Annotated in this window: 25 protein-coding genes and 1 other annotated feature; of the genes, 12 read left to right on the top strand and 13 right to left on the bottom strand. The window is 56.3% G+C overall.

Annotation, left to right across the window (positions count from 1 at the left end; all coding sequences use genetic code 11):
- Positions 1-62: 62 nt before the first annotated feature.
- Together IGS51_RS05655 and IGS51_RS05650 are read right to left on the bottom strand one after the other, a co-directional pair.
- Entirely contained in the window at positions 63-1,115 is a 1,053-nt protein-coding gene (locus tag IGS51_RS05655; protein WP_297076983.1) for a VCBS repeat-containing protein, read from the bottom strand.
- A 156-nt stretch (positions 1,116-1,271) separates the two neighbouring features.
- Complete coding sequence (locus tag IGS51_RS05650) at positions 1,272-1,400, bottom strand: hypothetical protein (protein WP_277772197.1); 129 nt, start codon at positions 1,398-1,400, stop codon at positions 1,272-1,274.
- Positions 1,401-2,009: 609 nt separating this feature from the next.
- Between IGS51_RS05650 and deoC the strand changes: the two genes are divergently transcribed.
- From deoC to rplL, 10 genes are all read left to right on the top strand, one after another.
- Positions 2,010-2,711: a deoxyribose-phosphate aldolase gene (deoC, locus tag IGS51_RS05645; RefSeq protein ID WP_297076979.1), complete on the top strand. Its 702-nt coding sequence runs from the start codon at positions 2,010-2,012 to the stop codon at positions 2,709-2,711.
- Positions 2,712-2,786: 75 nt separating this feature from the next.
- The gene (recO, locus tag IGS51_RS05640) at positions 2,787-3,956 is read left to right on the top strand and encodes a DNA repair protein RecO (protein ID WP_297076976.1); all 1,170 of its coding nucleotides are present in this window, start codon (positions 2,787-2,789) and stop codon (positions 3,954-3,956) included.
- On the top strand, positions 3,943-5,670 hold the full coding sequence (locus IGS51_RS05635; RefSeq protein ID WP_297076974.1) for an MFS transporter: 1,728 nt from the start codon (positions 3,943-3,945) through the stop codon (positions 5,668-5,670). The genes recO and IGS51_RS05635 overlap by 14 nt, the downstream gene beginning before the upstream one ends.
- Before the next feature lie 58 nt (positions 5,671-5,728).
- Complete coding sequence (locus IGS51_RS05630) at positions 5,729-6,931, top strand: glycosyltransferase family 4 protein (protein ID WP_297076972.1); 1,203 nt, start codon at positions 5,729-5,731, stop codon at positions 6,929-6,931.
- A gap of 379 nt (positions 6,932-7,310) precedes the next feature.
- Positions 7,311-7,505: a preprotein translocase subunit SecE gene (gene secE, locus IGS51_RS05625; protein WP_068516086.1), complete on the top strand. Its 195-nt coding sequence runs from the start codon at positions 7,311-7,313 to the stop codon at positions 7,503-7,505.
- Positions 7,506-7,516: 11 nt separating this feature from the next.
- A complete protein-coding gene (nusG, locus tag IGS51_RS05620; protein ID WP_367279271.1) occupies positions 7,517-8,173 on the top strand; it encodes a transcription termination/antitermination protein NusG in 657 nt (218 codons plus the stop codon).
- 7 nt (positions 8,174-8,180) lie between these two features.
- A complete protein-coding gene (gene rplK, locus IGS51_RS05615) occupies positions 8,181-8,606 on the top strand; it encodes a 50S ribosomal protein L11 (protein WP_297076965.1) in 426 nt (141 codons plus the stop codon).
- Positions 8,607-8,721: 115 nt separating this feature from the next.
- Complete coding sequence (gene rplA / locus IGS51_RS05610; protein WP_297076963.1) at positions 8,722-9,438, top strand: 50S ribosomal protein L1; 717 nt, start codon at positions 8,722-8,724, stop codon at positions 9,436-9,438.
- A gap of 96 nt (positions 9,439-9,534) precedes the next feature.
- Positions 9,535-9,691 (top strand) — a sequence feature (ribosomal protein L10 leader region).
- Between the two features lie 66 nt (positions 9,692-9,757).
- Positions 9,758-10,291 carry a 50S ribosomal protein L10 gene (rplJ, locus tag IGS51_RS05605; RefSeq protein WP_172353833.1) on the top strand — a complete coding sequence of 178 codons (534 nt, stop codon included), beginning with the start codon at positions 9,758-9,760 and terminating at the stop codon, positions 10,289-10,291.
- A gap of 102 nt (positions 10,292-10,393) precedes the next feature.
- On the top strand, positions 10,394-10,792 hold the full coding sequence (gene rplL, locus IGS51_RS05600) for a 50S ribosomal protein L7/L12 (RefSeq protein WP_172353834.1): 399 nt from the start codon (positions 10,394-10,396) through the stop codon (positions 10,790-10,792).
- 261 nt (positions 10,793-11,053) lie between these two features.
- Here rplL and IGS51_RS05595 read toward each other — a convergent pair whose 3' ends face one another.
- The 11 genes from IGS51_RS05595 to nadD form a co-directional block, all read right to left on the bottom strand.
- Positions 11,054-12,355 (bottom strand): valine--pyruvate transaminase, encoded by a 1,302-nt coding sequence (locus IGS51_RS05595; RefSeq protein ID WP_297076959.1) that lies wholly within the window; start codon positions 12,353-12,355, stop codon positions 11,054-11,056.
- Positions 12,356-12,640: 285 nt separating this feature from the next.
- Positions 12,641-13,351, bottom strand: a complete 711-nt coding sequence (locus IGS51_RS05590) for a diacylglycerol/polyprenol kinase family protein (protein WP_367279268.1) — start codon at positions 13,349-13,351, stop codon at positions 12,641-12,643.
- A gap of 57 nt (positions 13,352-13,408) precedes the next feature.
- The gene (locus IGS51_RS05585; RefSeq protein WP_297076956.1) at positions 13,409-14,170 is read right to left on the bottom strand and encodes a MinD/ParA family protein; all 762 of its coding nucleotides are present in this window, start codon (positions 14,168-14,170) and stop codon (positions 13,409-13,411) included.
- Between the two features lie 204 nt (positions 14,171-14,374).
- A complete protein-coding gene (gene blsG / locus IGS51_RS05580) occupies positions 14,375-15,469 on the bottom strand; it encodes an arginine 2,3-aminomutase (RefSeq protein ID WP_297076954.1) in 1,095 nt (364 codons plus the stop codon).
- A 194-nt stretch (positions 15,470-15,663) separates the two neighbouring features.
- The gene (locus tag IGS51_RS05575; protein WP_297076951.1) at positions 15,664-16,986 is read right to left on the bottom strand and encodes a hypothetical protein; all 1,323 of its coding nucleotides are present in this window, start codon (positions 16,984-16,986) and stop codon (positions 15,664-15,666) included.
- Between the two features lie 204 nt (positions 16,987-17,190).
- Positions 17,191-18,270 carry a HAMP domain-containing protein gene (locus tag IGS51_RS05570; RefSeq protein WP_297076949.1) on the bottom strand — a complete coding sequence of 360 codons (1,080 nt, stop codon included), beginning with the start codon at positions 18,268-18,270 and terminating at the stop codon, positions 17,191-17,193.
- Between the two features lies 1 nt (position 18,271).
- Positions 18,272-19,828, bottom strand: coding sequence for a hypothetical protein (locus IGS51_RS05565; protein ID WP_297076948.1), 1,557 nt, complete (start codon positions 19,826-19,828; stop codon positions 18,272-18,274).
- A 143-nt stretch (positions 19,829-19,971) separates the two neighbouring features.
- Positions 19,972-20,646 carry an HAD family phosphatase gene (locus tag IGS51_RS05560; protein WP_297076946.1) on the bottom strand — a complete coding sequence of 225 codons (675 nt, stop codon included), beginning with the start codon at positions 20,644-20,646 and terminating at the stop codon, positions 19,972-19,974.
- A gap of 176 nt (positions 20,647-20,822) precedes the next feature.
- Positions 20,823-21,446, bottom strand: coding sequence for a TetR/AcrR family transcriptional regulator (locus IGS51_RS05555; protein WP_297076944.1), 624 nt, complete (start codon positions 21,444-21,446; stop codon positions 20,823-20,825).
- A gap of 176 nt (positions 21,447-21,622) precedes the next feature.
- Positions 21,623-21,862 carry a hypothetical protein gene (locus tag IGS51_RS05550; RefSeq protein ID WP_297076942.1) on the bottom strand — a complete coding sequence of 80 codons (240 nt, stop codon included), beginning with the start codon at positions 21,860-21,862 and terminating at the stop codon, positions 21,623-21,625.
- Complete coding sequence (gene nadD, locus IGS51_RS05545; protein WP_297076939.1) at positions 21,780-22,304, bottom strand: nicotinate (nicotinamide) nucleotide adenylyltransferase; 525 nt, start codon at positions 22,302-22,304, stop codon at positions 21,780-21,782. Before nadD ends, IGS51_RS05550 begins: the two co-directional genes overlap by 83 nt.
- A 137-nt stretch (positions 22,305-22,441) precedes the next feature.
- Here nadD and IGS51_RS05540 point away from each other — a divergent pair, with 137 nt between their 5' ends.
- Both IGS51_RS05540 and IGS51_RS05535 read left to right on the top strand, forming a co-directional pair.
- Complete coding sequence (locus tag IGS51_RS05540) at positions 22,442-22,672, top strand: hypothetical protein (protein ID WP_297076935.1); 231 nt, start codon at positions 22,442-22,444, stop codon at positions 22,670-22,672.
- A gap of 799 nt (positions 22,673-23,471) precedes the next feature.
- Positions 23,472-23,742, top strand: a 271-nt coding sequence (locus IGS51_RS05535; protein ID WP_367279270.1) for a Mur ligase domain-containing protein, incomplete at its 3' end; no start/stop codon positions are given.

Raw genomic sequence — 23,742 nt, 5'->3', positions numbered from 1 at the left:
TTCGCTTCTAGGGTTCTGTTCTGGGGTTCTGTTCTGGGGTTCTGAGCCAGGGCAGCGCCGGGCTATCGGGCGGCGGAACCTTCAGCCGGAAGGTAGCCCTGCTCAGTCAAAAATGCTTCGAGGGCGGCAGGAAAGTCGGGATACCGATAGACAACCTGCCCGTCTTTGTAGATTTCCAGCCCCCAATCTGAGGTGCGATCGTAGTTGGCAAGCATGAACGCCCAACCCTGCTCATATTCGCCCAGTAGGATCATCTGCGCCACATAGCCCGCCAGAATGCCGTTAACTTCGTTGGTGTCTGCTTGAACGGTCAGCACGGCTTCGCGCATCTGGTCGGCGATCGCCCTCAGTTCTGCTGGATATTGCCGGGTCACGTCTGCAAACTGCCCGTCTTGCAGCGCCCAGATTTGGGAGGGCGGAAACGAGCCAGCATAGCTGCTAAAGGCATAGAGAAAGGCATTGTCAAACGCGACGAACTCTAGTCGCCCATCGCCATCCAGATCTCGAAAGCTGCCGCCTTCGCCATCGCGGAAGCCTGTGTCGGCTGTCTCGAAGCGATCGCCCTGCCAGTGGTGGATGATGTGGGAGGTGCAGCAGTGCGCTCCGCCAGAATAGGTGCGAATAATTACCTCAGCAGTGCCGTCTGCATCCAGGTCTTGCAACCTCACTCCACCGTAGGCTGTGCTTTCCTGGGTTTGTTCTAGCTGGGGCTGCCCGTTATACAGCAGCGTATACTGCACTTCGCCACTCCAGGCTTCGGCACCCTGGCGATAGCGAAAGCGCACCTGCACCGGCCCTTCACGCAGTTCTTTCGGCTGCTCTAGCGCGTCGTTCAGTTCTACTTCGGTCGCCTCGGTTGTCGTGGCCGCTACGTCGCTGGCTGGCTCGCCTGCGAGTGCATTCGGGGTTCCAGCCCCAGTCGCCTCAATCGCCGTTTCAGCGCAACTGCATAGGCATAGCGCGATCGCCACCGAGAGCGATCGCCGCCAAACACTCGGCCCGTGGCTCCACCCGCAATTGACAAATTGGCTGGGCAAATCACTGGGCGAATCACTGGGCGAATCACTGGGCAAATCAGTTGATAGTCGCTGCCATTTTCCTGCACTTCGGCTCATCCCGCCCTCCAGAAGAAACAGACCCCGCATCAGAGTCCTTCAATAAGATTCCCTCTAGATCAGCGTACTAACGGTTCTCCTCAAAATCCGGGCGCTTCCGTCGTCGAGCTTCAAAGTCTTCAAAGTACAAATGCACAATCTGCTTGCCTATTGCCACTAGCGCGACTGGCCTGCTTCCTGAATCTCCGCACCCACTCGCGCAATCAAAGGAACACTCCCAAACAGCGCCAGCGTTCCACCCACCGTCGCCACGCACAGAAACAGACCCAGTAACCGACTTGCCATCGCCTCAGAGATCCTCAGCTTCATAAGCCCTCCTTTTCTAAGTTTGCACCGTTGCACCTGTATATATCTGCACGCAATGTGCAGCTTTGCCGATCCCCCTCACCCTTTTCTGGTATGCCGCAGACTTTGAGCTATCTCCCAGCGGAGGAGAGGGACTTCAAGCCTCTCTTGCTCCCCTTCTCCCGACTTGGGAGAAGGGGTTGGGGGATGAGGGCAGTTTGCAAGCTGCACATCGCGTTGTCTGTATCAGTCAGACCTACTTCGGTCACACCTACTTCGGTCATTCCCGCTTAATTCGCATCTGTCCTAAGTTACATCTGTGTTCAATGCGCGTTCACGCAAGAGACATCCTTGAATTCAGTTGCAGTTTCAATGTTTACATTTCTCAACAAAGTGCAGCATAGTCCATTTGGCGGAATCTGGCAAAATCGCCAGCCGTGTCAGCCGATGGGTACATAGCCCGTTTACCGTACCGTCAACAGCACGCTCACCCGACCTGCTTTTACCTACGAACTCATTCCAAAAAAGGATTTAGTTTTTGGCGTTTCATGCCATGCTTTCTTCAGCATTGTGATCGGTACTGTCCGCCGTCTTGACCCATCTCGGCTTATGCCAGGTTCTCACTCCGATATCGACCTCGCCGCATTTATCGATCAGGCGCTGCTCAGCCCAGTGGCCACGTCTGAGCAAGTGGCCGAGTGTTGCGAAGCCGCCGACCGCTTCAAGTTTGCGGCGGTGTGCGTGTTTCCGGCGCATGTTCGGCAGGCGGTGTCTCTGCTGCACCACAAATCGCCCCAGGTCTGCACCGTGATCGGCTTTCCGACGGGTGCATCTACCTCTGCGACCAAGCTTTATGAAGCTCAAGAAGCCGTCGAAAATGGCGCAACTGAACTGGATATAGTAATCAACCTGGGCTGGCTGCGGGAAGGCAAAACCGACGCGCTGCACCGAGAACTGGCGGAAATTTGCGAGGCAACGGGGCAAACGGTCAAGGCAATTCTGGAATTGGGCCTGCTGACTCCGGCAGAAAAGCGGCTGGCGGCAGAGATTTGCATGGATGCGGGAGCCGCCTTTTTGAAAACCAGCACGGGCTGGAATGGGGGGGCAACGGTTGCCGATGTGCGCCTGCTGAAGGAGATTGTGCGCGATCGCATTGGCATCAAAGCCTCCGGCGGCATCCGCACGGCCCAGCAGGCCCTTGACCTGATCCGGGCAGGAGCCACCCGCATCGGCACCTCTCGCGGCCCAGAGTTGGTTCAGCAGTTTGATACCCTGGATCGAGGCGCTTTGGGAGGGAGCGACGAAAGGTGAAGTAACGGATTGCCTGAGCTTTTATTCCCCTCCATACGCCACTCCCCTGCCCCCCATTACTCCCTCCCTCTCCCCATGAGCGGCACTTACAAAACCGTTGGAATCAACCTCAAAGGAATGCCGATGGGCGAGAGCGATCGCCTCCTGACCGTGCTGACTCGCGAACACGGGCTAATTCGGGTGGTGGCTCCCGGATCGCGTAAACACGAGTCCAGCCTGCGGGGACGCAGCGGCCTGTTTGTGGTAAACCAACTGCTGATTGCCAAGGGACGGACGCTAGACAAGATTATTCAGGCAGAAGGGATCGAGGCTTTCACGGGGCTGAGCCAGGATTTGCGAAAGCTCACCGCTGGGCAATATCTGGCAGAATTGGCACTTTGTCAGGCACTCAGCAACCAGCCCCAGGATGAACTGTTTACCCAGCTCAGTGAGTCCCTGCGCCGCATCGAGCAGTTGCCCGCCAGCGCCACGCTGCCTTGTTTGGTGCAAGCGACCTACCAGTTGCTAACACTAGCGGGCGTTGCGCCGCAGGTTCATGCTTGTTGCGTGACTCAGCAGCCGATTGTGCCACCCGATGGGGTGAGTCCTGAGGGGAGGGGTGACTCAGGGGTTGAGGGATGGCGGGCAGGATTTCACGCAGCGGCCGGCGGGGTCGTGTCCTGGGAGGTGCTGTCCCGCCTAGAGCCTGGGGAGATTCTCTCTGAAAATCCATCTGAAAATCCGCAGGATTCGCAAAATCCGCATAACCCCGCCCTAGCATCGACGGCCGCTGTGCTTGAGAATAGAGAGAGCCTGAATGCTGCTGTTCGATCCAAGCCAAAGCCTATTAAAAAGGTCAAGGCATCCAGCGATTCTATGACTCCCGCAGCAAAAGGCCGCGCTACGCTGGCAGAACCGGAAGGACGATATGCGATCGCCCGCTCCCTGCCCCAATCCACTGCTGGATCTCGCCTGGGTACGCCCATCTCGGCCGTCGAGCTTGCGGCTTTGCAGCGCTTGGGTGATCCGGAGTTGGTTTCCACATGGATGCAGACAACATGGATGCAGACAAACGGGTTGCCAGCGCCCGCTTCCTTGTCGGCTCGTAAGACCCCAGAGGAAGTCTGGCTGCGGGTGGAGCGGCTGCTGCGCCACTATGCCCAATATCACTTTGACCGCCCGATTCAGTCAGCCGCCCTGATCGAAACCTGCTTTGCGGCTGTTTCGCCCTCGTCCTGTTTACCTACGCAAGATGCAACGGATTGATCCTGACCTGGTTCCTCTGCGGATGATCGCTTCTGATCAAGCGGGCGATCGCCCCCAGCCGCCCACCACTGCTGAGCGGCACAGTCCCAACAGCTATCGAGGCCAGGTCGGGCAATGGGAATCCTCCACACCCGATGATCCGTCACCCCTCCAGAACGCGGCGAAAAATGGCAAGTTGCCGGAGAATGGCAAGTCTTCTCAAAATGGCAATCAAAATGGCAAGGCGGCGGATATCCATGATTTGGCCCTGCCTGAACCCTCGGCTGCGTCTCTGCTGGAAACCAGCCCAGAACCCAGCGGCCACCAGACCAACGAACCTGCCAAACCGGGCGCTGCCACTCTCCACGCGGGAAAATCTATAGGAGACGACTCTCAGGACTCCGACACGCCAGAATCGGAGCGCGGCTTTTTGCCCGTGCTGCGAAACCGCAACTTTTTGGCGCTGTGGAGTGGGCAGGTGTTTTCCCAGCTTGCCGACAAGGTCTACCTGGTGCTGATGATCATGCTCATCACCAGCCGCTTTCAGTCTGCGGGGCAAACGGTAAGCGGCTGGGTGTCGTCGGTGATGGTGGCGTTCACCATTCCGGCGGTGCTGTTCGGCTCGGTAGCTGGCGTGTTTGTCGATCATTGGTCTAAAAAAGCCGTGCTGGTGGCGACGAACCTGCTGCGGGGCGGACTGGTGCTAGTATTGCCGCCGCTGCTGTGGATTTCTCAGGGCTGGTCCCCACTGGCGGGCATTCCGGTTGGCTTTTTGGCGCTGCTGAGCGTGACGTTTCTGGTGTCCACGCTGACGCAATTTTTCGCCCCGGCAGAGCAGGCGGCGATTCCCATGCTGGTAGAGCGCAAGCATCTGCTGTCTGCCAATTCGCTCTATACGACCACCATGATGGCATCGGTGATCGTTGGGTTTGCCGTGGGGGAACCGCTGCTGGCGGTGGCCGATGGGGCGATCGCCCACGTTGCGTCCCAGTTTGGGCTAACCCTAAACATCGGCAAGGAACTCATTGTTGGTCTGAGCTACGCCCTGGCAGGCCTGCTGCTGCTGCTGATCCAGCCGCACGAAACCATTGACCAGTCCAAAGACGACCTGCCCCCCGTCTGGGAAAACATCCGCGACGGGCTGCGCTATCTCAAACAGCAACGGCGAGTGCGGGCGGCGCTGATCCAGCTCATTGTGCTGTTCTCTATTTTTGCGGCACTGGCAGTGCTGGCGGTGCGGCTGGCGGAGGTGATGCCCGCCATCAAGTCATCGCAGTTTGGCTTCTTGCTGGCGGCGGGCGGGGTCGGCATGGCGCTGGGCGCAGTAACTCTAGGGCATTCGGGCACGCGCCTGCGGAGGCATCGCCTCAGCCTCTACGGGGCGCTGGGCATGGGTGCAGCCCTGGCGGCGCTGTCCTTCTTTACGCAGCAGTTGGTGCCGACGCTGCTGCTGCTGGTGCTGTTTGGCGCTTGCGCGGCGATCGTGGCGATTCCGCTGCAAACGGTGATTCAAGAAGAAACGCCAGAAGAGATGCGGGGCAAGGTGTTTGGGCTGCAAAATAACGCGGTGAACATTGCCCTCAGTCTGCCGTTGGCGCTGGCAGGCGTGGCGGAAACGCTGCTAGGACTGCGAGTGGTGTTTCTGGGGCTGGCCGCAGTGGCGATCGCCGCAGGTGTCCTCACCCAATCCGTCGGCGGCTCCGATCCTGCCACCGTATCGCAAACGATTAAATGATGATTAAATTCTTGTATTCATACCCCAACTTTTCTCAATTATTCTTTCGATAAGTTGAATGCATATTGCTTGGCTTGGCAAAAAATCTCCTTTCTGTGGCAATGTCACCTACGGGCGCGAAGTCACAAACGCGCTCCTAGAAAGAGGGCATCAGGTTAGCTTTCTCCACTTTGCCCAGGAGGAATTCCCTCCAGAATCTCAGGCAGAGCCTCCGGAGGAAATCCAGGAAGAACTTCAAGAAGTCTCTATTCCCTGTCTCTACAAGTCACAGATCTATACCATTCCCTCGCCCAAGTCGAGCAAAGTGCTGACCCAAGCGCTCCAGCGGCTCAAGCCTGACCTAGTTCATGCGTCGCTGACGCTCTCGCCGCTGGATTTCGTGCTGCCAGAAATTTGCGAAGAGCTAAACCTACCGCTAGTCTCCACATTTCACCCACCCTTTGACCGCAAGCGCCGAAACCTGACATCGGGCACCCAGCACTTGATGTATCAGCTCTACGCGCCATTTTTGGCCCACTACCACCGGGTCATCATCTTCTCTGAAATTCAGCGCGAATTGCTGGTGCGGCTGGGAGTTCCGGATAACCGTTTGGCGGTGATTCCCAACGGCGTAGACGTGGAGAAATATTCACCCGGCCCGTCGAACATCAAAGCAGAATTGGATGCCCGTCGCCTGTTTGTTTATCAGGGGCGCATTGCAACCGAGAAGAATGTAGAAGCGCTGCTCAAGGCCTGGAAACAGTCGGAAATGCCCCCCGGCAGTAAGTTGGCGATCGTAGGCAATGGGCCGCTTGCGCCGACGCTGCGCCCGTTTTATGGCGAAGACCTGGGCATTGTATGGCTGGGCTTTGTTGCCGATGAGCAGCGGCGTATTGAAATCCTGCGGGGAGCCGATGTGTTCATTCTGCCTTCTCTAGTGGAAGGTCTGTCGCTGTCGCTGCTGGAGGCCATGGCCTGCGGGGTCGCCTGTATGGCAACGGATGCTGGGGCCGATGGCGAAGTGCTGGAGGCAGGCGCAGGCATCGTCCTCAGCACTCAGCGCGTGCTGTCTCAGTTGCAAACGCTGCTGCCGCTGTTTGGCGATCATCCCGAAATGACGCTGCTGTTGGGGCAAAAGGCCCGCCAGCGCGTGCTAGACCGTTACACCCTCAGCCGCAACATCAGCCGACTCGAAGATCTGTATCGACAGGTGCTAGCCCAGCATCGAACTCATCTGATCTCGTCGCCCCCGTCGATTCAGCGAAACGGGTACAGCCACTAGACAGCCACTTGTCTGCTCAGTCCTCTTGCCTGCTTGCATCAGAATCATTTTAGAAATTCTCTGTGCTATGATGGGAAAGCGCAATTTGGGCCTGGAGTGGTTGCTGCTGCGGCTGGGTGTGCCTTGGATAAGCTAAGTAGAGATAAAAAATGTTTAGAGTGCTTTTGCGCTCTGGTTTATTCTGTCTCTCTTTGCGATCTAGTGTGAAGCGCTCTGACGCTGGTAGGCAGGTCGTCCGCTCTGGAAGATGCGCGTTTTTCTCCATCTATTCCCCGTTCAGGCAAGGAGTGTGATCGTGGCAGAGAAAAAAGAGGAAACGGCTCAGGATGTCGTCAAGTCTGCGGAGACGAAGCCTGCAAAGGGGGCTGACTCAAAGGCGATCGCCGAAAAATCAGGGTTTAACGTTTCTGAGTTCCTCAAAGGAACCAAAGAAGAATTGGATAAGGTCGTCTGGCCGAGCCGTCAGCAGTTGGTCAGTGAATCGCTTGCCGTCATCCTGATGGTGACCCTCTCCGCTACGATCATTTATCTATTTGATAACTTCTTCATCTGGGCTGCCGGAAAGGTGTTCTAAGGGGGTTCTGAATCATGCTTGCATCGGATGAGTCAGACAATCTGCTGTCTGTTGAGGAAGAAGCCGCCAATCCCGAGCATTACGAAGATGAGTCGTCGCCCCGTGGAACGCCCCGTTGGTATGCCGTCCAGGTTGCCTCAGGCTGCGAAAACCGGGTCAAGATGAACTTGGAGCAGCGAATCGAGACGCTCGATGTGGCCGATCGCATTCTCCAAATTGAGATTCCCCAAACGCCAATCCTGAAGCCGCAAAAGGGCAACAAGCCCAAAGAGGCAGCAGAAAAAGTGTTTCCGGGATATGTCCTGATCCGCATGGTGATGGATGACGAAGCATGGCAGGTCGTGAAAAACACGCCCAACGTCATCAACTTCGTTGGCGCAGAGCAGAAGCGCCGCTATGGACGGGGGCGCGGGCATGTCAAGCCGATGCCGCTCGGTCATTCGGAAGTGGAGCGAATCTTCAAGCGTGCCCAAGAGCAAAAGCCAGTCGTCAAAATCGATATGGCGGCTGGGGACAAGATTGTGGTCTTGTCAGGGCCGTTTAAGGATTTTGAAGGTGAGGTGATTGAGGTAAGCCCAGAGCGCAGCAAGCTCAAGGCACTGCTCTCAATCTTCGGGCGAGATACCCCGGTCGAGTTGGAATTTAACCAGGTTCAAAAGCAGAGTTAGTGGGGCAATGGCAAAAAAGGTAGTCGCGATTATTAAACTGGCAATTGACGCAGGCAAAGCAAACCCTGCGCCGCCAATCGGCCCTGCGCTGGGTCAGCACGGGGTCAATATCATGATGTTCTGCAAGGAATATAATGCCAGGACGGCTGACCAGGCTGGCATGGTGATTCCGGTAGAAATTTCGGTGTTTGAAGACCGCAGCTTTACGTTTGTGCTGAAAACGCCTCCGGCATCCAAGCTGATTGCCAAGGCAGCTAAGATTGACCGGGGGTCGGGTGAGCCAAACAAGAAGAAGGTTGGCTCAATTACTCGCGCTCAACTGCGGGAAATCGCGCAGACGAAGCTGCCTGACCTGAACGCGAACGACATTGAGGCGGCGATGAGAATCGTGGAAGGCACGGCCCGGAACATGGGTGTGACGGTCGCCGACTAGAATCTGCGCGATTGAGTTTCGTGTGATTGATTTTGCTGTTTGGTTTGCTTTGTTGAACTTGTTCATGATTCGGGGGAGGGCGATCGCCCGTTAACACCCCAAGGAGACTCTCAAAATGGTGAAAAAGGTATCGAAGCGCTTGCGGGAACTGCAAGCCAAAGTGGAGGATCGCCCCTACGCCCCGCTAGAGGCGCTTGCCCTGCTCAAGGAAACCGCTACGGCAAAGTTCCCGGAATCTGCCGAAGCCCATATCCGCTTGGGGATCGATCCCAAGTATACGGATCAGCAGCTCCGAACCACGGTGGCGCTGCCCAAAGGGACAGGCCAGGTCGTGCGGGTAGCGGTCATTGCTCGCGGCGAGAAGGTGACAGAAGCCACGAATGCAGGGGCAGATCTGGCAGGCTCTGAGGAGCTAATCGACGAAATCCAGAAAGGCATGATGGATTTTGACGTGCTGATCGCTACGCCAGACGTGATGCCGCAGGTGGCAAAGCTGGGTCGTCAGCTTGGGCCCCGCGGTCTCATGCCCTCTCCCAAGGGCGGCACGGTGACCTTTGATCTGGCTCAAGCTATTGACGAATTTAAAGCGGGTAAGCTAGAGTTTCGGGCTGACAAGTCGGGCATTGTTCATGTGATGTTTGGCAAAGCCAGCTTTTCGCCTGAAGACCTGCTGATCAACCTGAAGGCGCTGCAAGAAACCATCGACCGCAACCGTCCTTCGGGCGCGAAGGGTCGCTACTGGCGAACGATGTACGTCGCTGCCACGATGGGGCCTTCGATTGAAGTGGACATTGCGGCACTGCGCGATATGAAGGCGAGTGACGCAGCCTGAGCGCTGAGTCTTCATCCAAAGAGCCAAGGGGCCGCTTCTTTTAGGCTTGTTTCCAATCTCAGGAGCATAAACGCCGATTCAAAGTTTGACCGTTTTACAACTGAATCCTGGTGGCCAGAGACAGCAGGGGCAAATGGCTTAATCATCCTGCCGAGGTCAAGTGTTGATGTTGGGTTAGAACTCGCCAAATGGTGGAGTGACTAACTCTGTCTGGACTTGCCCTGGCGATCGCCGGGGCTTTTTCTTTTCGTTTCATGTTCAGGATTCAGCGCAACCAAGTTTGGTGATTCACACCCAAAGCTAAGGAGGTGAGACAGAGATGGGTAGAACACTAGAGGACAAAAAAGAGATTGTCGCAGAACTCAAAGAGAGTTTGAGCCAGTCTCAAATGGCCGTCGTGATTGACTACAGGGGGCTGACCGTTGCCGAAATTACCGATTTGCGGCGGCGGCTGCGTCCTTCGGGAACAGAGTGCAAAGTAACCAAGAACACGCTCATGCGGATTGCCGTGCAGGGCGACGCAACTTGGGAACCGATGACAGCTCTGTGCAAAGAGTCTTCGGCCTTTTTGCTAATCAAAGAAGACGTAGGCGGCGCGATCAAAGCCTATCAGGAGTTTCAGAAGGTCTCTAAAAAGACCGTGCTGCGGGGCGGCGTGATGGAAGGGCGTGCCCTGACCGAAGACGACGTGAAAGCCATCGGCGATCTGCCGTCGAAGGAACAACTGATGGGGCAAATTGCAGGCGCAATCAACGCGGTGGCGACCAAGGTGGCTGTGGGTATCAAGGAAGTGCCGTCTTCGCTGGCTCGCGTGACGCAGGCGATCGCCGACAAGGACAAAGACGCTGCCTAGTGGAGTGTGTAGCCCGGTTGGGGCGATCGCGCTTTGACCAATGGTTCCAATGTTTGCTCCTATCGTTTCGTAGTTTGGAAATTCAACTCGTAGAGGAAAACTATGTCTACTGCAACCGATGAAATTTTGGAAAAGCTCAAGACGCTGACCCTGCTAGAAGCGGCCGAACTGGTGAAGCAAATCGAAGAAGCCTTCGGCGTGACGGCTGCGGCTCCTGTTGGCGGCATGATGATGATGGCTCCGGGTGCGGGCGGTGGTGCGGCGGCCGCTGAGGAAGTCGAAGAAAAGACCGAATTCGACGTGATTCTCGAGGACGTACCCGCCGACAAGAAGATCGCCGTGCTGAAGATCGTCCGTGAACTGACGGGTCTGGGTCTGAAGGAAGCCAAGGAAGTGGTGGAATCCACGCCCAAGGCTGTACGCGAAGGAGTGCCCAAGGAAGCCGCCGAAGAAGCCAAGAAGAAGCTGGAAGAAGCGGGTGGCAAGGTCGCCATCAAGTAGGGTTTGGGGGTTAGAAGTCAGCATTAAAGGCTTTGCCTCTGGCATCTGATCCCTCGGTCCTACAGGCTTGATTTCCATAAATCTAAAGAAGGCAGGACTTACGCACTTGCGATAGGTTTTCTGGGTTTTGGACGATTTCTCGGAGGCTGCGCCTGCGAAAAATTGTCCAACTGCGTGAGTCCTAAAAGAGGTCGTCTCAAATTGGGACGACCTTTTTTGCTGGCTTGATTTTGCTGGTTTGCGTTTTTGCCGACGCGACGGCTAACGGGCTGCCAGTTCTGTTTGGCTGACGCTCGATTGAGCATAGACCCGATCGGCGACCTGCACGAGTCGGCGCATTGCCTCAGCTAGCTCCGACTCGGAGGCAGTCAGGCTGATCCGGAAGCATTCCTGCGTGTGCGTCCAGTCCTCTTGCAGACCGGGGAAAAACGGGCTGCCGGGTACGACGATCACTCCCGCCTGCTTCAGCTGCTGATAAAACTCCCAATCGCTCATTGGCAAGTCCTTGAGCCAGAGCCACGCAAAGATCGCCCCTTCGCCCCGATGCAAGAACCAGGGCAGGTTTGTGGGCATGGCCTCGTCTAGCGTAGCCTCTAGGGCGGCAAATTTCTGCTGATAGTGGGGGCGGATGACCTGTTCGGAAATGGCGGCTAAGCGACTAGAGCGAATAGCACGGGCGGCGATCGCCTGTCCATAGCGAGGCGAATGCAGACAGAGATTCGTGAGAAATGCCTCCAGGTGTTGAATCACACGCTCGTCGCCAATGGCAATGCCCACGCGCTCACCGGGCAATCCTGCTTTTGAGAGGCTGGTGCAATGAACAATATTGGGGCCAAAAATCGGTGTCATCTCGGTGAAATTTAAACACGGGAATGGCGGTGCATAGGCCGAATCGACAAACACAGGCACATCGTAGGGTTCCGCCATTGCCGCGATTTTCCGCACCTCGTCATCCGTCAGCACGTTGCCCGTGGGGTTGCAGGGCCGAGAAAACAGCACAAAGCCCGTGGTTGCGTTGATTTCAAGCTGATCAAAGTTGGGGCGATACTTGAAGCGATGGGCGGCGGCATCGATCTCTAAACGGGGGCGATAGGCCCGCAGCGCTTCGGGAATCAGCGTCACGCCGCCATAGCCTGTATAGTCCGGGCTGAGGGGCAGCACGATCTGCTTCAGCCGTCCGTCGGTGGTGTAGCCGCCTAGCGCGTTTGCTGCCAAAAAGTAGAGTGACTGGCTACCGGGGGTGATGAGAATGTTGCGATCGCCCAGGTTCAGCCCATATCGCTGGTTGTAGTCTGCGATCACGGCCTCAATGAGCGGCTGATAGCCCTGGCTGGAGCCATAGCGACACACCACCTCGCCATATTCAGGGCTGTCCAGCAGTTCCATCGTGCAGTCGCGCCAAAGCTGCTCCACCTCTGGCAAAATCACCGGATTGCCCGCACTCAGGTTGATAAACTCGCGTCCCTGGGCAGTTCGCAGCGTTTCGATAATGTCCTTCATAATCGCCCGCACCCCGGTCAGGTGGGACATCTGTTCGCCAAACTGAGTGAGAGCAGGACGCATAGGCGGGTAAGGGGTGAGGGGTGAGAGATGGGGAAAGACGGCTCCGAAACGCTGACTCGAACAGGGATCGACGGGATGTAGGGGGAGGCAGGCAGCACTAATCCCTTGCACCTGAGCTTCGACTCCAGATCGGCCTCCCGATTTAGGTCCAGATTTAATGTCCAGATTTATGTAATGTGCGCGACAAAAGGGCTTCTGTCAATCCGACAGTTGGGGCGATTTTTGGATGGAATTGTTCTGGGCGGCGGGCAAACTTGAGAGGGAAGAGGGCGATCGCCCCTGTCTCTAACCCAAACCGCCCAGCCCGACTTGTTCCACCAGCACATAAGCCAGCAGGGCGCTGCCGATGGGCACGGTGAGGTTATCAATGCCCCATTTTGAGAAGGTTTCGAGAACCGTCGCGGCGATCGCCACCAGGGCCGCCACACCCCACAGCGCCGAGGTTCCCTGAGAAATTCCCAGCACCAGCCCACCGACCACAAAACTCGCCAGCGCCATCGTCAGCGTCCCTTCCCAGCTTTTTTCGATGTCGCCAATTTTGTAGCGGCGTTGCCCCAAGGACTGGCCCACCAGCGCCGCCAGCCCGTCGCCCCACGCCATGATCAAAATGCCGAGCGCAGCATAGTGCGGACGCGCCTGCCAGAACAGGGCAATCAGCACGCCGATGCTGACGGCATAGAAAAAAGTGCCCAGGCTCTTGCGCCCGACGCTGTTGATCCCAGGCAGAATGGGAAACCGATAGGACACTAGAGCCACCAGGCTAAACAACACCGAAAAGCTCAGCCCCACCCAGGGCGGAATCTTGAGCCACCAGGCAATCAGAATCACGTTACCGGTGCCGATGTGGACGATTTTGCGGACGGTTTCCGGCTCCACTAGCTGAAACCGATTTAGCCCTTCCGCCAGCAGCGTAATTCCCGCCACCCACAGCGCCGCCGCCGCCAGTTGCAGCCACAGCGGCGGAGCAGATGCATACCAGGGGAGGGCACTCAGCAAGGGTTATCCTTTGGTGGAATATCTAGTGGAGTATCCATCCGGCGAGCCACGCGGCAACTAGGCCATGACCTGATGGGCGATCGCCTCCACCACGTTCGTCAGCGGGTTGTTGGGATACTTCATTGTAAAAATGCCCGTGCTAGCCAGTACCATCATGTCGTCCGAATGGGGCAAAATGCCTGCCACAGGCGCATCGTAGGTTTCCTCAATGCGCTGCTTGAGTTGGTTAAAATCCAGCACTTGCGGAGCCTTGTTCACGACGATTAGCAGCTTGGGCACTTCCAGCTTGCGGGCCACATCCACTGTCACCGCTGTTCCCTGATAGTCCTGCTGGTCGGGACGCAGAATCAGCACCAGCACATCAGAAATCGTAATCGACAAGAGGGTTTCTTCATTCAGTCCGGGGTGCGTGTCGATAAACAGATAGTCGAGCTTGAGGGTTTCGATCAGTTCCCGAAAGCCCTCATTCAGCAGCCCCACGTCGTAGCCCTCGCGCAGTACGCGGGCAATTTCTCCTGCCTTGACGCTGGAGGGGACGAGGTAGACCTTGCTGCGATCGCCCCCCTTGCCTTCCAGCACCGAGGTCACGTCGTAGGCTACCTCGGAAATCGAACGCCGCCCCCAGAGGTAATCATTGAGCGATCGCTCCATGTCGTCTTCCGCAAAGCCAAACAGGACATGGATTCCGGGGGACTGAATATCCGTGTCTACAATGCCCACGCGATAGCCCTGCCGCGCAATCATGGTGGCCAGATTTGCGGTCGTGTTGGACTTTCCGGTGCCGCCTCGATAGGAGTGAACGGAAACCACTTTGGACATGAAAAACCTCAAAGAAAATGCGTCGGCGGGGCGGGTAGGAAATGGTAGACCCGGAAATGATAGATCGGAAATGGCGGGTACTGGCAGCCGATCCAGATCAATACAGAACAAATTGATATAGACCGATCGATTCGATGCAGTTTCGATGCAGTAAAGAACGATGCAGAAAGAGCGATACGGGCAATCGCTCAATCTTGGATGCTGCTAGTATCCGTCTGATTTTGCAAGGCGGAGGGTTTCACCCTGATAATTTTCCAGCCAGTAGCCCTGCTCGTCGCGATGAACCTGGGTTTCCCACAAAGGAATTTTGCCCAGTTTCGTGGTGACGATATATTGGGGCACGGCAAATCCGGTGGTATGACCCATTAATCCTCGCATGATTTCTCGCCCTTTTTCCACACTGGTGGCGAAGTGCGACACGCCCGTCACGTTGTCGCAATGATAGAGATAGTAAGGGCGGACGCGGATTTTGAGCAGTCCATGCAGGAGCGAGCGCATGGTCTCTAGGTCATCGTTGATGCCCTTCAGCAGCACGCTCTGGTTTTGCACCGGGATGCCGTGCCGCAGGAGGCGATCGCACGCTTCAGCCGCTTCCGGCGTGATCTCCTTGGGATGGTTGAAATGCGTATTCAGCCAGATGGGGTGATATTTCTCCAGCATGGCGCAAAACGCTGGCGTAATCCGCATCGGCAGCAGCACCGGATAGCGACTGCCAATCCGAATTACCTCTACGTGGGGAATCTTCCGCAATCGGGAAATAATCAGCTCCAGCTTTTCGTCAGAATAGGTCAGCGGATCACCGCCCGTCAGCAGCACGTCGCGGATTTCGGGATGGCTGGCGATATAGTCAAAATCCTGCTCCCAGGAGGCTGCCTCGCTGGTTTCAAAATACGTGCCCTTCAGGTCGGTCGTGTGAAACTTGCGGGTGCAGTGGCGGCAGTATACGGCGCATACCTCCGTCACCAGCAGCACGATGCGATCGGGATATTTGTGAACGACGCGGTTCGTTTTTCGATAAACCGTGTCGCCGACCGGGTCGGGTTCCGCGCCGGGAAAGGACTGGAACTCTTGCAGCGCGGGCACAGACTGGAGGCGAATCGGGCAGTTGGGATCGTCTCGATCCATCAGCGAGGCATAGTAGGGCGTGATGCTCCAGCGATATTTCCCAGCCGAAGCCCGGATCGCCTCTGCCTCATCGGGTGTGACGTGGACCCACTGCTGCAAGTCTTCGAGGGTCTGGATGCGGTGCTGAAGCTGCGATCGCCAGTCTGACCAAACCAAGTCCTGTGTTTTCGGCATGGATGAATTTCCCTGATTTCAGCTCGGATTTACGAAAAAACTCTAATCCCGCAGATTTACGCGACTTACTCGCATCAGATCTCCGAAGTGGCGCTACGACTAAAACTTTTGGAAGCGCTTTTGGAAGCACTGTTGGAAGCCCCGACTAGGCTCCACTACCCATCCAAAATCGCAAATCCAAAATCGAGAATCGCTCAGAGAGATAATCGAGCTAGGAGCGTTTGCTGGAGGTTTAGCGCGTCGGTCTGACTTGCCGCCAAAATCACATAGCCCACCTGGTGCTGCTCAAGGGCGGCGCTGTGGGTAATCACCACGCCCCAGCCCGATGCCTGTGGATAGAGCAAGTCGGCGATCGCCCTTTCCAGGTCAGCCCAGCAGTTCACCGCAGGACAAGGCGCACTGGTGCAACTGAGCAGCGTCGCTGTTTGTGCCCAGCGCTCTCCCAGCAAAAACCGTGCCAATTCATACACATGCGTTCCTCCAGTGCGGCGGGCATTTACCTCCAACAGGTATAGGGTTCCCGCATCATCCACAATTCCATCGAGATCGAAGTGCCCAATGTAGCCCATCGCTCGAAGTTTTTGAGCAACTTCCAGGGCGGCCGCGCTCAGGTCGGCATACCAGGGCGCGTTGCTCCAGTCCGGGCTGACCATTTCTCCGGCATAGGCCCCCGACGGCAACACCTGCTGAGCGCAAATGGCAGTCAGGTAGGGCGGTTCCGACGGGTTAGCAGGCACAACCACCTCCGCCGAAGGCGAAAGCCCCTGAGCGCTGGGAATAAGCGCTTCCACAATCAGCAGATCTCCGGCGTAGTAAGGGTTTTGCTGGAGGGTGGCGCAAAGTTCCGCTAGTTCGAGAGCGGCTTCCGGGCGAAACACCGTATGCCCAATGCCCAAAAAGCCCGTATTGGCCTTGACGATGCAGCCCTGACCGCGCTGAAGAAACGTGTGGGCGATCGCCCCTGCTTCGTCTACACTCCGCGCCACATAGCCCTCCGGCAGCCAATTCCCCATCCACTGCCCCACCAGCATCCGAAAGCCCAGCTTCGTCTGCACATACTCCCGCAGCCACAGCCGATTGGGTGCAGGACTTTCCGGCAGGTACACCGTCAGCCCATAGGTCTGTCTCAGCAGATCCGCCAGCTTGTGAACCGCAGGCGTAGTGGCGTAGGGAATGAGTTGCAGTGCGCCCGCATCGTCTGCAAAATCTACGATCCGCTGGAGCAGCGCAGACTCTCGCAAAATATCGGCACAGATGGAATCTGAGGAATGCGCCGGGCAGGCGTGCTGAAGCTGCGAATAGCCCAGCCGATCTCGCAAATAGTCCACATGAGCAATGGGCGCTTCGGTGATTACCAGCTTGCGATCGCCCAGCCACAAGAGCGATCGCTCATTGGCCACCCGAAATCCGCGAATCAGCGCCTCCCGCCTTGCCAAATCTGGCTCTCGATAAAGCAGATAGCCGTTTGCCTCTAGCGTGTTGCCCAGAATGACTAAGGGAGTGGTAGGTGCGAGCATGATTGGGATTGAGCAGGTGATTGAGCAGGTGAATGGTGACGCAGCCCGGCAAATGCCAAGACCATTTGGCTTGAGCAGATCAGCTTGAGTAAATCAGCTTGAGCAGATCAGCTTGAGTCAATTGGCTGAGCAGATCAGCCTGCGTCAATTGGCTGAGCAGGTAAATGGCTACGCCGCGTCGCCAGGCAACAACTCACCCCAAATTTATTCTTCCATTGGCCGATTTCGCAGCTTCCGCGCCTTAACGACCAAATCCTGAAAGAAATCAGTTTCCACGATTTCCTGCACCTGCTTTTGGCGTTTTACCTGATCGATTTCGATTTTGAGGCTAGCCACCTGCTGTTTGAGGGATTCTTCCCGTTGGCGCACTTTGTCTACCATGAGTTGAAACACGCGAGCAAGGGTAGAAATTTCGTCCTGCACCTCGCTTTTGCTCAGCGCAGTGAGATCCTGGCTATAGTCGCCTTCCCCGATGCGCTCGGCGGCGGCGGATAGCTCCTTCAGCGGGCGAGACAAAATGCCCGACAGCAGGTAGACCAGGCTAAACAGCGTGCCGTAGGTTGCCAAAAACGACAGCAAAAGGCGATCGCGCAATTGTTGCTGTACTTCAAATACGTGATCGGCTTCGATATCGGCTCCCAGCACAGCGACGATTTTTCCGTTCTTGTCGCGGATGGGGGTGTAGGCGGAAATCCAGCTTCCCCACTGGTCAGTGTAGAGGTCGCGGTTGACCGTTTCGCCCTCCTGAAAAGCCCGCAGGGAGTAGGGTGAGGGCTTGTCGGGTTCCAAAAACGGCAGCGCCCGTTCTGGCAAAAATCGCCAGAGGGAATCCACCAGGTATATCGCCTCCAGTTCATCGCCTGTCGTGGCTGGTTTGCCGATGCGGCGGTTTTCGCTCGGCTTGCCCAAGATGAAGCTGTAGGCGTAGACATTGGGCGAAATGCGGTGCGCGGTTTCAAACCATTTCAACTGGTGCAGATAGCGCGGATCGTCTGAAAAGCCCTCTGCGTTGCGTTCGCCCGTTTTATACAGTGCCAGCAGTTCCTCTGCGTCGATGTCGTGGGCAGTGCCAATGGCGGTACTTTCCAGATCTTGCTTGAGGCGGGCGATCGCCTTTTCGGTGGAAAAGTTGTAGAACCACCAATACACCACCGCAAAAACCGTGCTGAATACTAGGGTAAAGCCCGTGAGCAGTTTCCAGCGGAGGCTCCAAAAGCGCTGTCTCTCCGCCAGTTTGGCAGCAGATGCAGAGGAGGTGATCTGGCTCATGGCAACCTTTTGCACGCTAAAACTCCAGTTTGTCGAGGACGCTCTTGCCGCGCTGACGACGCTTTAGCCGCCAGTTGAGCAGGCTTTTGTCATACACGGCTCGCATTTGCAACACGGCCCACAGCGACAGCAGCGCCATTAGCCCAGCAACGCCCAGATACAGCAGGTGAGGAGGCAGGCGATCGCCCCACCCCAAGCGCCCCACCAGCAAGATGGCTCCCGTCATCAGCGCTCCCAAAATACTGCCCAGGGAAACCAGGTAGCTGTCTAGCAACAGGCTTACTCGCCCCCGCCGCTCCTCTGGAACCAGCCCAGCAAACGCTTTTCGAGCGGTTTCGTCGATGCTGTACTGAGGGAGTTTTTGCAGCGACACTCCGGCGATCGCCCCGCCCAGTCCCGGCACTGCCAGCATCGCCGAAGCACCCAACAGGCTGCTGACGGGCTGAACCAGGAACAGATCCTTAAGCTGGAGATGGGTAATCAGCCGCTGGGTCAGGAAGGTCTGGATGCCCAGATAGGCGACCGTGCGCCCCAGCGTGAACAGGCTGAGGAAGGTTTGGTAGGTGCCCGCATTGGCGATCGCCCCGCCCGACACTGCATAAAATCGGTATTCCACAATCGTTTCGCAAACGATCATCGCCAGAATGGAAACCATCAAATAGCGGAACGCAGGCACCTGGCTAACAAACTCCCAGCCCTCAGACAGGGCTTCGCGCAGAGTTTCCGACTTTTGCTGAATCTGCCGCAATTTGGTGTCCTTCAGCCCCATCTCCAGCCCTACGTACATCAGGAAATAAAGCAGGATATTCAGCATCAGCAGTTCCTCTGGCTTGATCTGCAAATGCAAAAATAGACCCGGCGACAGCGCCGTAATCCCGATTCCTGCAAGGCTGCCTGCAAATCCCAGGCTGCCCAGCAGCGGAAATAGCCGCTTGCTCTGTGCCACGTTAAACACATCGCTCGACAGCACCCAAAACGCCATCGGGAAGAAAATCAACTGCTGATCCGACAACAGATAAAACAGCCCGTAGTTCAGCCAGCCGGGGGTTCTCAGCAAAAACATCAGACGCAGCACCATGAACGACAGCGCCAAAATCGCGCTGATGCCGCGCACCATCGTCAGTCGATCAAACCGATCGACCCAGAGAGACTGTAGTCCCGTCATGGCGATGGTAATCAGGCTGCTGAGAACCAGCACCACCAAAAATTGCGACGGCCCCACGTCTACCAGAAAGTTGCTCAGGGAGGCGATTTCCGACACCTTTTGGGCGAGGGCATTGGCAAACAGCGCAAAGCCCAGCGTCAGCACCAGCCTGGTTTCGTCGGCTCGCACGTTCAGAAATTGATTAACATTCAAGGGCATGGCAAGGGCATGGGTGATTCCGCAGTTCTGGGAGGATTCCGACGAAAGCCAGCACAGGGTCGCGATCGCAGAGATGCAGGGCGAACCTTGCCCAAAGCGCCAGGCATATTCGCTGACGGCATATTCGCTGACAACGCTTTTGGCGGCCCAACTTGGGCTTGATCCAGAGTTCCCTGCAAGCTGCACGGGCGATCGCCACTGGAGAGGCACCCCTACATCACGACGCTGCGTCGATGAAGTTCGCAGTCTGTCCTATTTCGTAGGTTGCCCGGAATCGGAGCGAGTTCACCAGCCTGACAACAAGCTTTCGTGAAGGAACGCGCCTCCAGAATTGGGGATTTGAAGCCCAGTGTTTAGGAATGGGTAGGTTGCAGACTCCTGGCCGATTCCAGCAGGCTCCACAGACGCGGATCGGTGAAGTCCTGAACCACCAGCAGCGTACCCAACTGGCTCAGTTCCTCGGCCGAATGGGTTGCTGCGATGCCGATTGTGGGAATGCCCGCACCCACCGCCGAGCGAATCCCGGAGGGCGAATCCTCAAAGGCGATCGCCTCGGTTGCCAACACGCCCAGACGGTTCAGCGCCGTTTGGTAGGGCAGCGGATCGGGCTTGCCCTTGGGCAACTCATCACCCAGCACCACTACCGAAAACAGCGGCTCTAGGGCCAGGGTTTTCATCATGAACGCTGCATTTTCCACGGGCGCATTCGTCACCACAGCCCGCTGCAACTCGTGATGCTGCATCCAGTGCAATACGTCCCAGAGTCCCGGCGTTGGCTCCATGCCCGTGGCCCGTTCGCGAAATCGGGCCTCTTTTTCGGCACTCAGCTTTGCACCCGCCTCTGCCGATAGGTGCGGCAGCAGATCGCGGACAATCTGCTCGTTCAGCCGCCCGCTGAAGTGGGCATCATAAAACTCGCGGTCGATTTCCATGCCCAACTCTGCCATCACCGCCTTCCAGGTTTGGTAGTGCAGCGGGTCTGTGTTGGCAACGGTTCCATCCAGGTCAAACAATAGCGCTTTCAACATGCCAAACGTCCCTCTGCCTGCGTCTTGTCACCCGCAGTATGACAGAAAGAAGAGAGGGAAGGGATTTTGGGTTTGGGATTTTGGGTTTGGGATTTTGGGCGAGGCACGTCAACCATCCAAAATCTAAAATCGGCAATCTAAAATCGGCAATTAAAAATCGGCAATCTAAAATCACTTCATGCTTCGCTGGAGTCGGCCAGCACGCCGTGGAGAAAGATATCGGCGATGCCTTCGGCCATTTCCTGCATGGCAGCGGGGGAGGACTGTTCGGGCATGATCGTGTCGCGGCTAAAGCCTGCCACCGTAAACATTCCTAGAAATACCTGGGCAACCGTGCGCGGGTTCATGCGGCGATAGATGCCGTTGTCCATCGCGGTCTGGAAGAAGGCTTCGGCGACATCGGTCATTTTGCCGATGACTTCGGTCTGGATGCGATCGCGCAAATCGGGATGAAACTGCGCTTCCAAAAAGCACACCCGCAGCATGTCGGCGTTTTGGTGCAGGTTCAGCATTCGCTTTCGCATTACCTGGGCGATCGCCCTAGAGCTACCCATTTCGCTGAGTTCTGTCAGCAAGTCGGTGAGCAGTTCCACCCAGCCCTGGGTTACAACTTCCACCAAAATTGCTTTCTTGTTTTCAAAGTGTCGAAACAGCGTCCCCTCGGCCACACCTGCTTCGATTGCCAGATCGTGTGTCGTCGTGCCGTCGTAGCCCCGCCGCGCAAACAGCCGCTGCGCCGCCCGCAGGATGCGCGTGCGCGTTTCGCCTTCGGTCTGGGGGGGTCGCTGAAACAGAGGCATAGCGCCAGTCGGAGGGGACGGGGAGCGGGGAGATGGAGGGAGTCGCGGGGTAAGTGGTCAAGAAATGGAAGACGGAAGGGCGATCGCCCCACCGCTTACCGCTTATCCGTATGCAACATTTCCGTATGCAACATTGTCGATCGGGAAACCCAGAAAAGACACACCTGTTACAGAAATTAGGGATTAGGGCACTGATAAAGCTGCTTCTCTTCAATGTATTCACGCACAGCATCGGGGACGAGGGTGTGAATAGACAGGCGATCGCCCACGCCCTGCCGGATTTGGCTAGAGGAAATGTCTAGCGGCGACAGGTTAAGCTGCTGCCAGCGGATGTCAATCCCCTGAGACTGGAGAATCTGGACGGTGGCGGCAGGAGTGGCGGCGGGAGTGGCGGCGGGAGTGGCGGCAACTGGCACGGCGCGGCGCAACCAGCCAGGTGCAGCGGGGAATGAGTTCCCGACGACGATACCAGCGGGGCAGCGTGGCAAAGGCATCCTGCCCGATAATCCAAAACCATTGATTATCGGCAGCTTCGATTCCATGATCGTTACTTATATACTGCGTGTAGTATTGCGTTTCTAGCTGGTGGAGCAGGTCGATGGCGTAGGAGCGATCGCCCGCTGTTTTGGGATCGACGCAGCAGAGCGCAAAGGACGGGTGAGGCGCGATCGCCCGCTTCACCAGTTCCAGCCGATGGGCGATCGCCACCAAATCCTGTCCCTGGCGATGGGGTGGCACCGCCGCAGGAACCCATAGCACCCGGTCGAGTTGCGCCTGGCGCAAAGCAGACTCCGCGATATGCAGATGCCCAAAATGGGGTGGGTTAAACGTGCCTCCAAAAATGCCCAGACGTTGCATAGGGGTTTGAAATCACGGGCACGACATCTCCAGCCTGTCCGAATCTTGTCCCGAAATCAGGCTGTCCCGAAATCAGGCTTGTCCCGAAATCAGGGACGTGGGCGCTGTATTCATCAGTATTGCCAGGGTATTGCCAGATGGCAGAACTGCCGAGCGGCGGACTTGCCCGCTTCTGCCATTATCAGGGGTCGCTGCTATCAGGGGCATTCGATGGGCGCGTCGGGGTGTATCCCATTTCTTGGCGACTTGCTTTGCCACTGCTTGGCAACGAGGTGCATCGGGGCGATCGCCCAATCAAGCCACTCCCTCAGACTGCGGTACGCCTCAAGACAGGCTCAAAGATTCAGCAATTTCAGCAATTACCGTAATAAATTTGGGAATCTTGAGTAAGATTGTGTAAATTCCAGCCTACCTCTGAGGCAACCAGTAGTTTTTCAAGTCTTTGTGGTGCAACAAGAAAAAATTCTCTAGGGCAGAGTTCTCTGGGAGATTTCGCAGGAAGTTCAGAGCTGATTAAGTGTCGGTTCAAGCGTTTATATACAATCCGTGTATCGTTTCGGAGGGTTTCGATTAAGAACTGGGAGGATCGGGTAAAGCTGGATTTTAATCCGCCTCGCGCGGGCAAAAGCAGAGCAAATTTTGCATTGCCTTGCCCCCACGAACGCTCCATGCAACAGCCAGTCAGGGGCTTCAGAGGTTTCCCAAATGCTGACTTTCAAAGAGTTCCTAAACCCAACTGAATGAGTCTATGAACTAGATTTTTGCAGTTATTCAAGGCAAGGTTTAGAAGCAAGTTTTAGATCGGCAAGCAGGCTGACTTTTTACTTGACTCTTTTTACAAAATGCTGCAAGTTGGCAGTCATTGATTAGCAGTCATCAAATGGGGGGAACCGCCTAGTTATTAATTAGTTCTTGCAGACGATGGTTCGTTTTAGTCGTCAACTTAGTCGTCGATCCTATTTGGCTCAAGATTTGGCTCAAGCAATTAATCAACCAGTTATTTGAGCCATTCAGGCCCTCAGTCAATACTTCTGATCTGATTCTGATCAGGACGTGAATCGCCCCATTAGCTATCCCGAAAAAGTAATTCTTGCTATGATATCGCGTGACATTGTGTGGTGTGGTGTAGAAGGAGTGAGGACGTTGAATCCTGTTGATTTTAGCGGTATGCCGTTCCATTTCATCGGCATCGGCGGTATTGGTATGTCGGCGCTTGCCTACATCCTAGCCAAGCGGAACCTGCCCGTCTCTGGGTCAGATATCTGCCTAAACGATATCACTCGAAGATTGCAGGCAGAAGGCGCTCATATCTTTTTGAGCCAGGATGCCTCTAACCTGGAATTTTTTGGAGCGGATGCCAACGGCAAAGCAGTGGTGCGGGCTGTTCCCGAAGAAACTGGCAATCTGGCCGTGATTGGCGTAGGTGCAGAACCCGTGG

The sequence above is a fragment of the Thermoleptolyngbya sp. M55_K2018_002 genome (assembly GCF_015295965.1).
Lineage (GTDB): Bacteria > Cyanobacteriota > Cyanobacteriia > Elainellales > Elainellaceae > Thermoleptolyngbya > Thermoleptolyngbya sichuanensis.
This window is presented reverse-complemented; position numbering and strand designations above follow the sequence as displayed.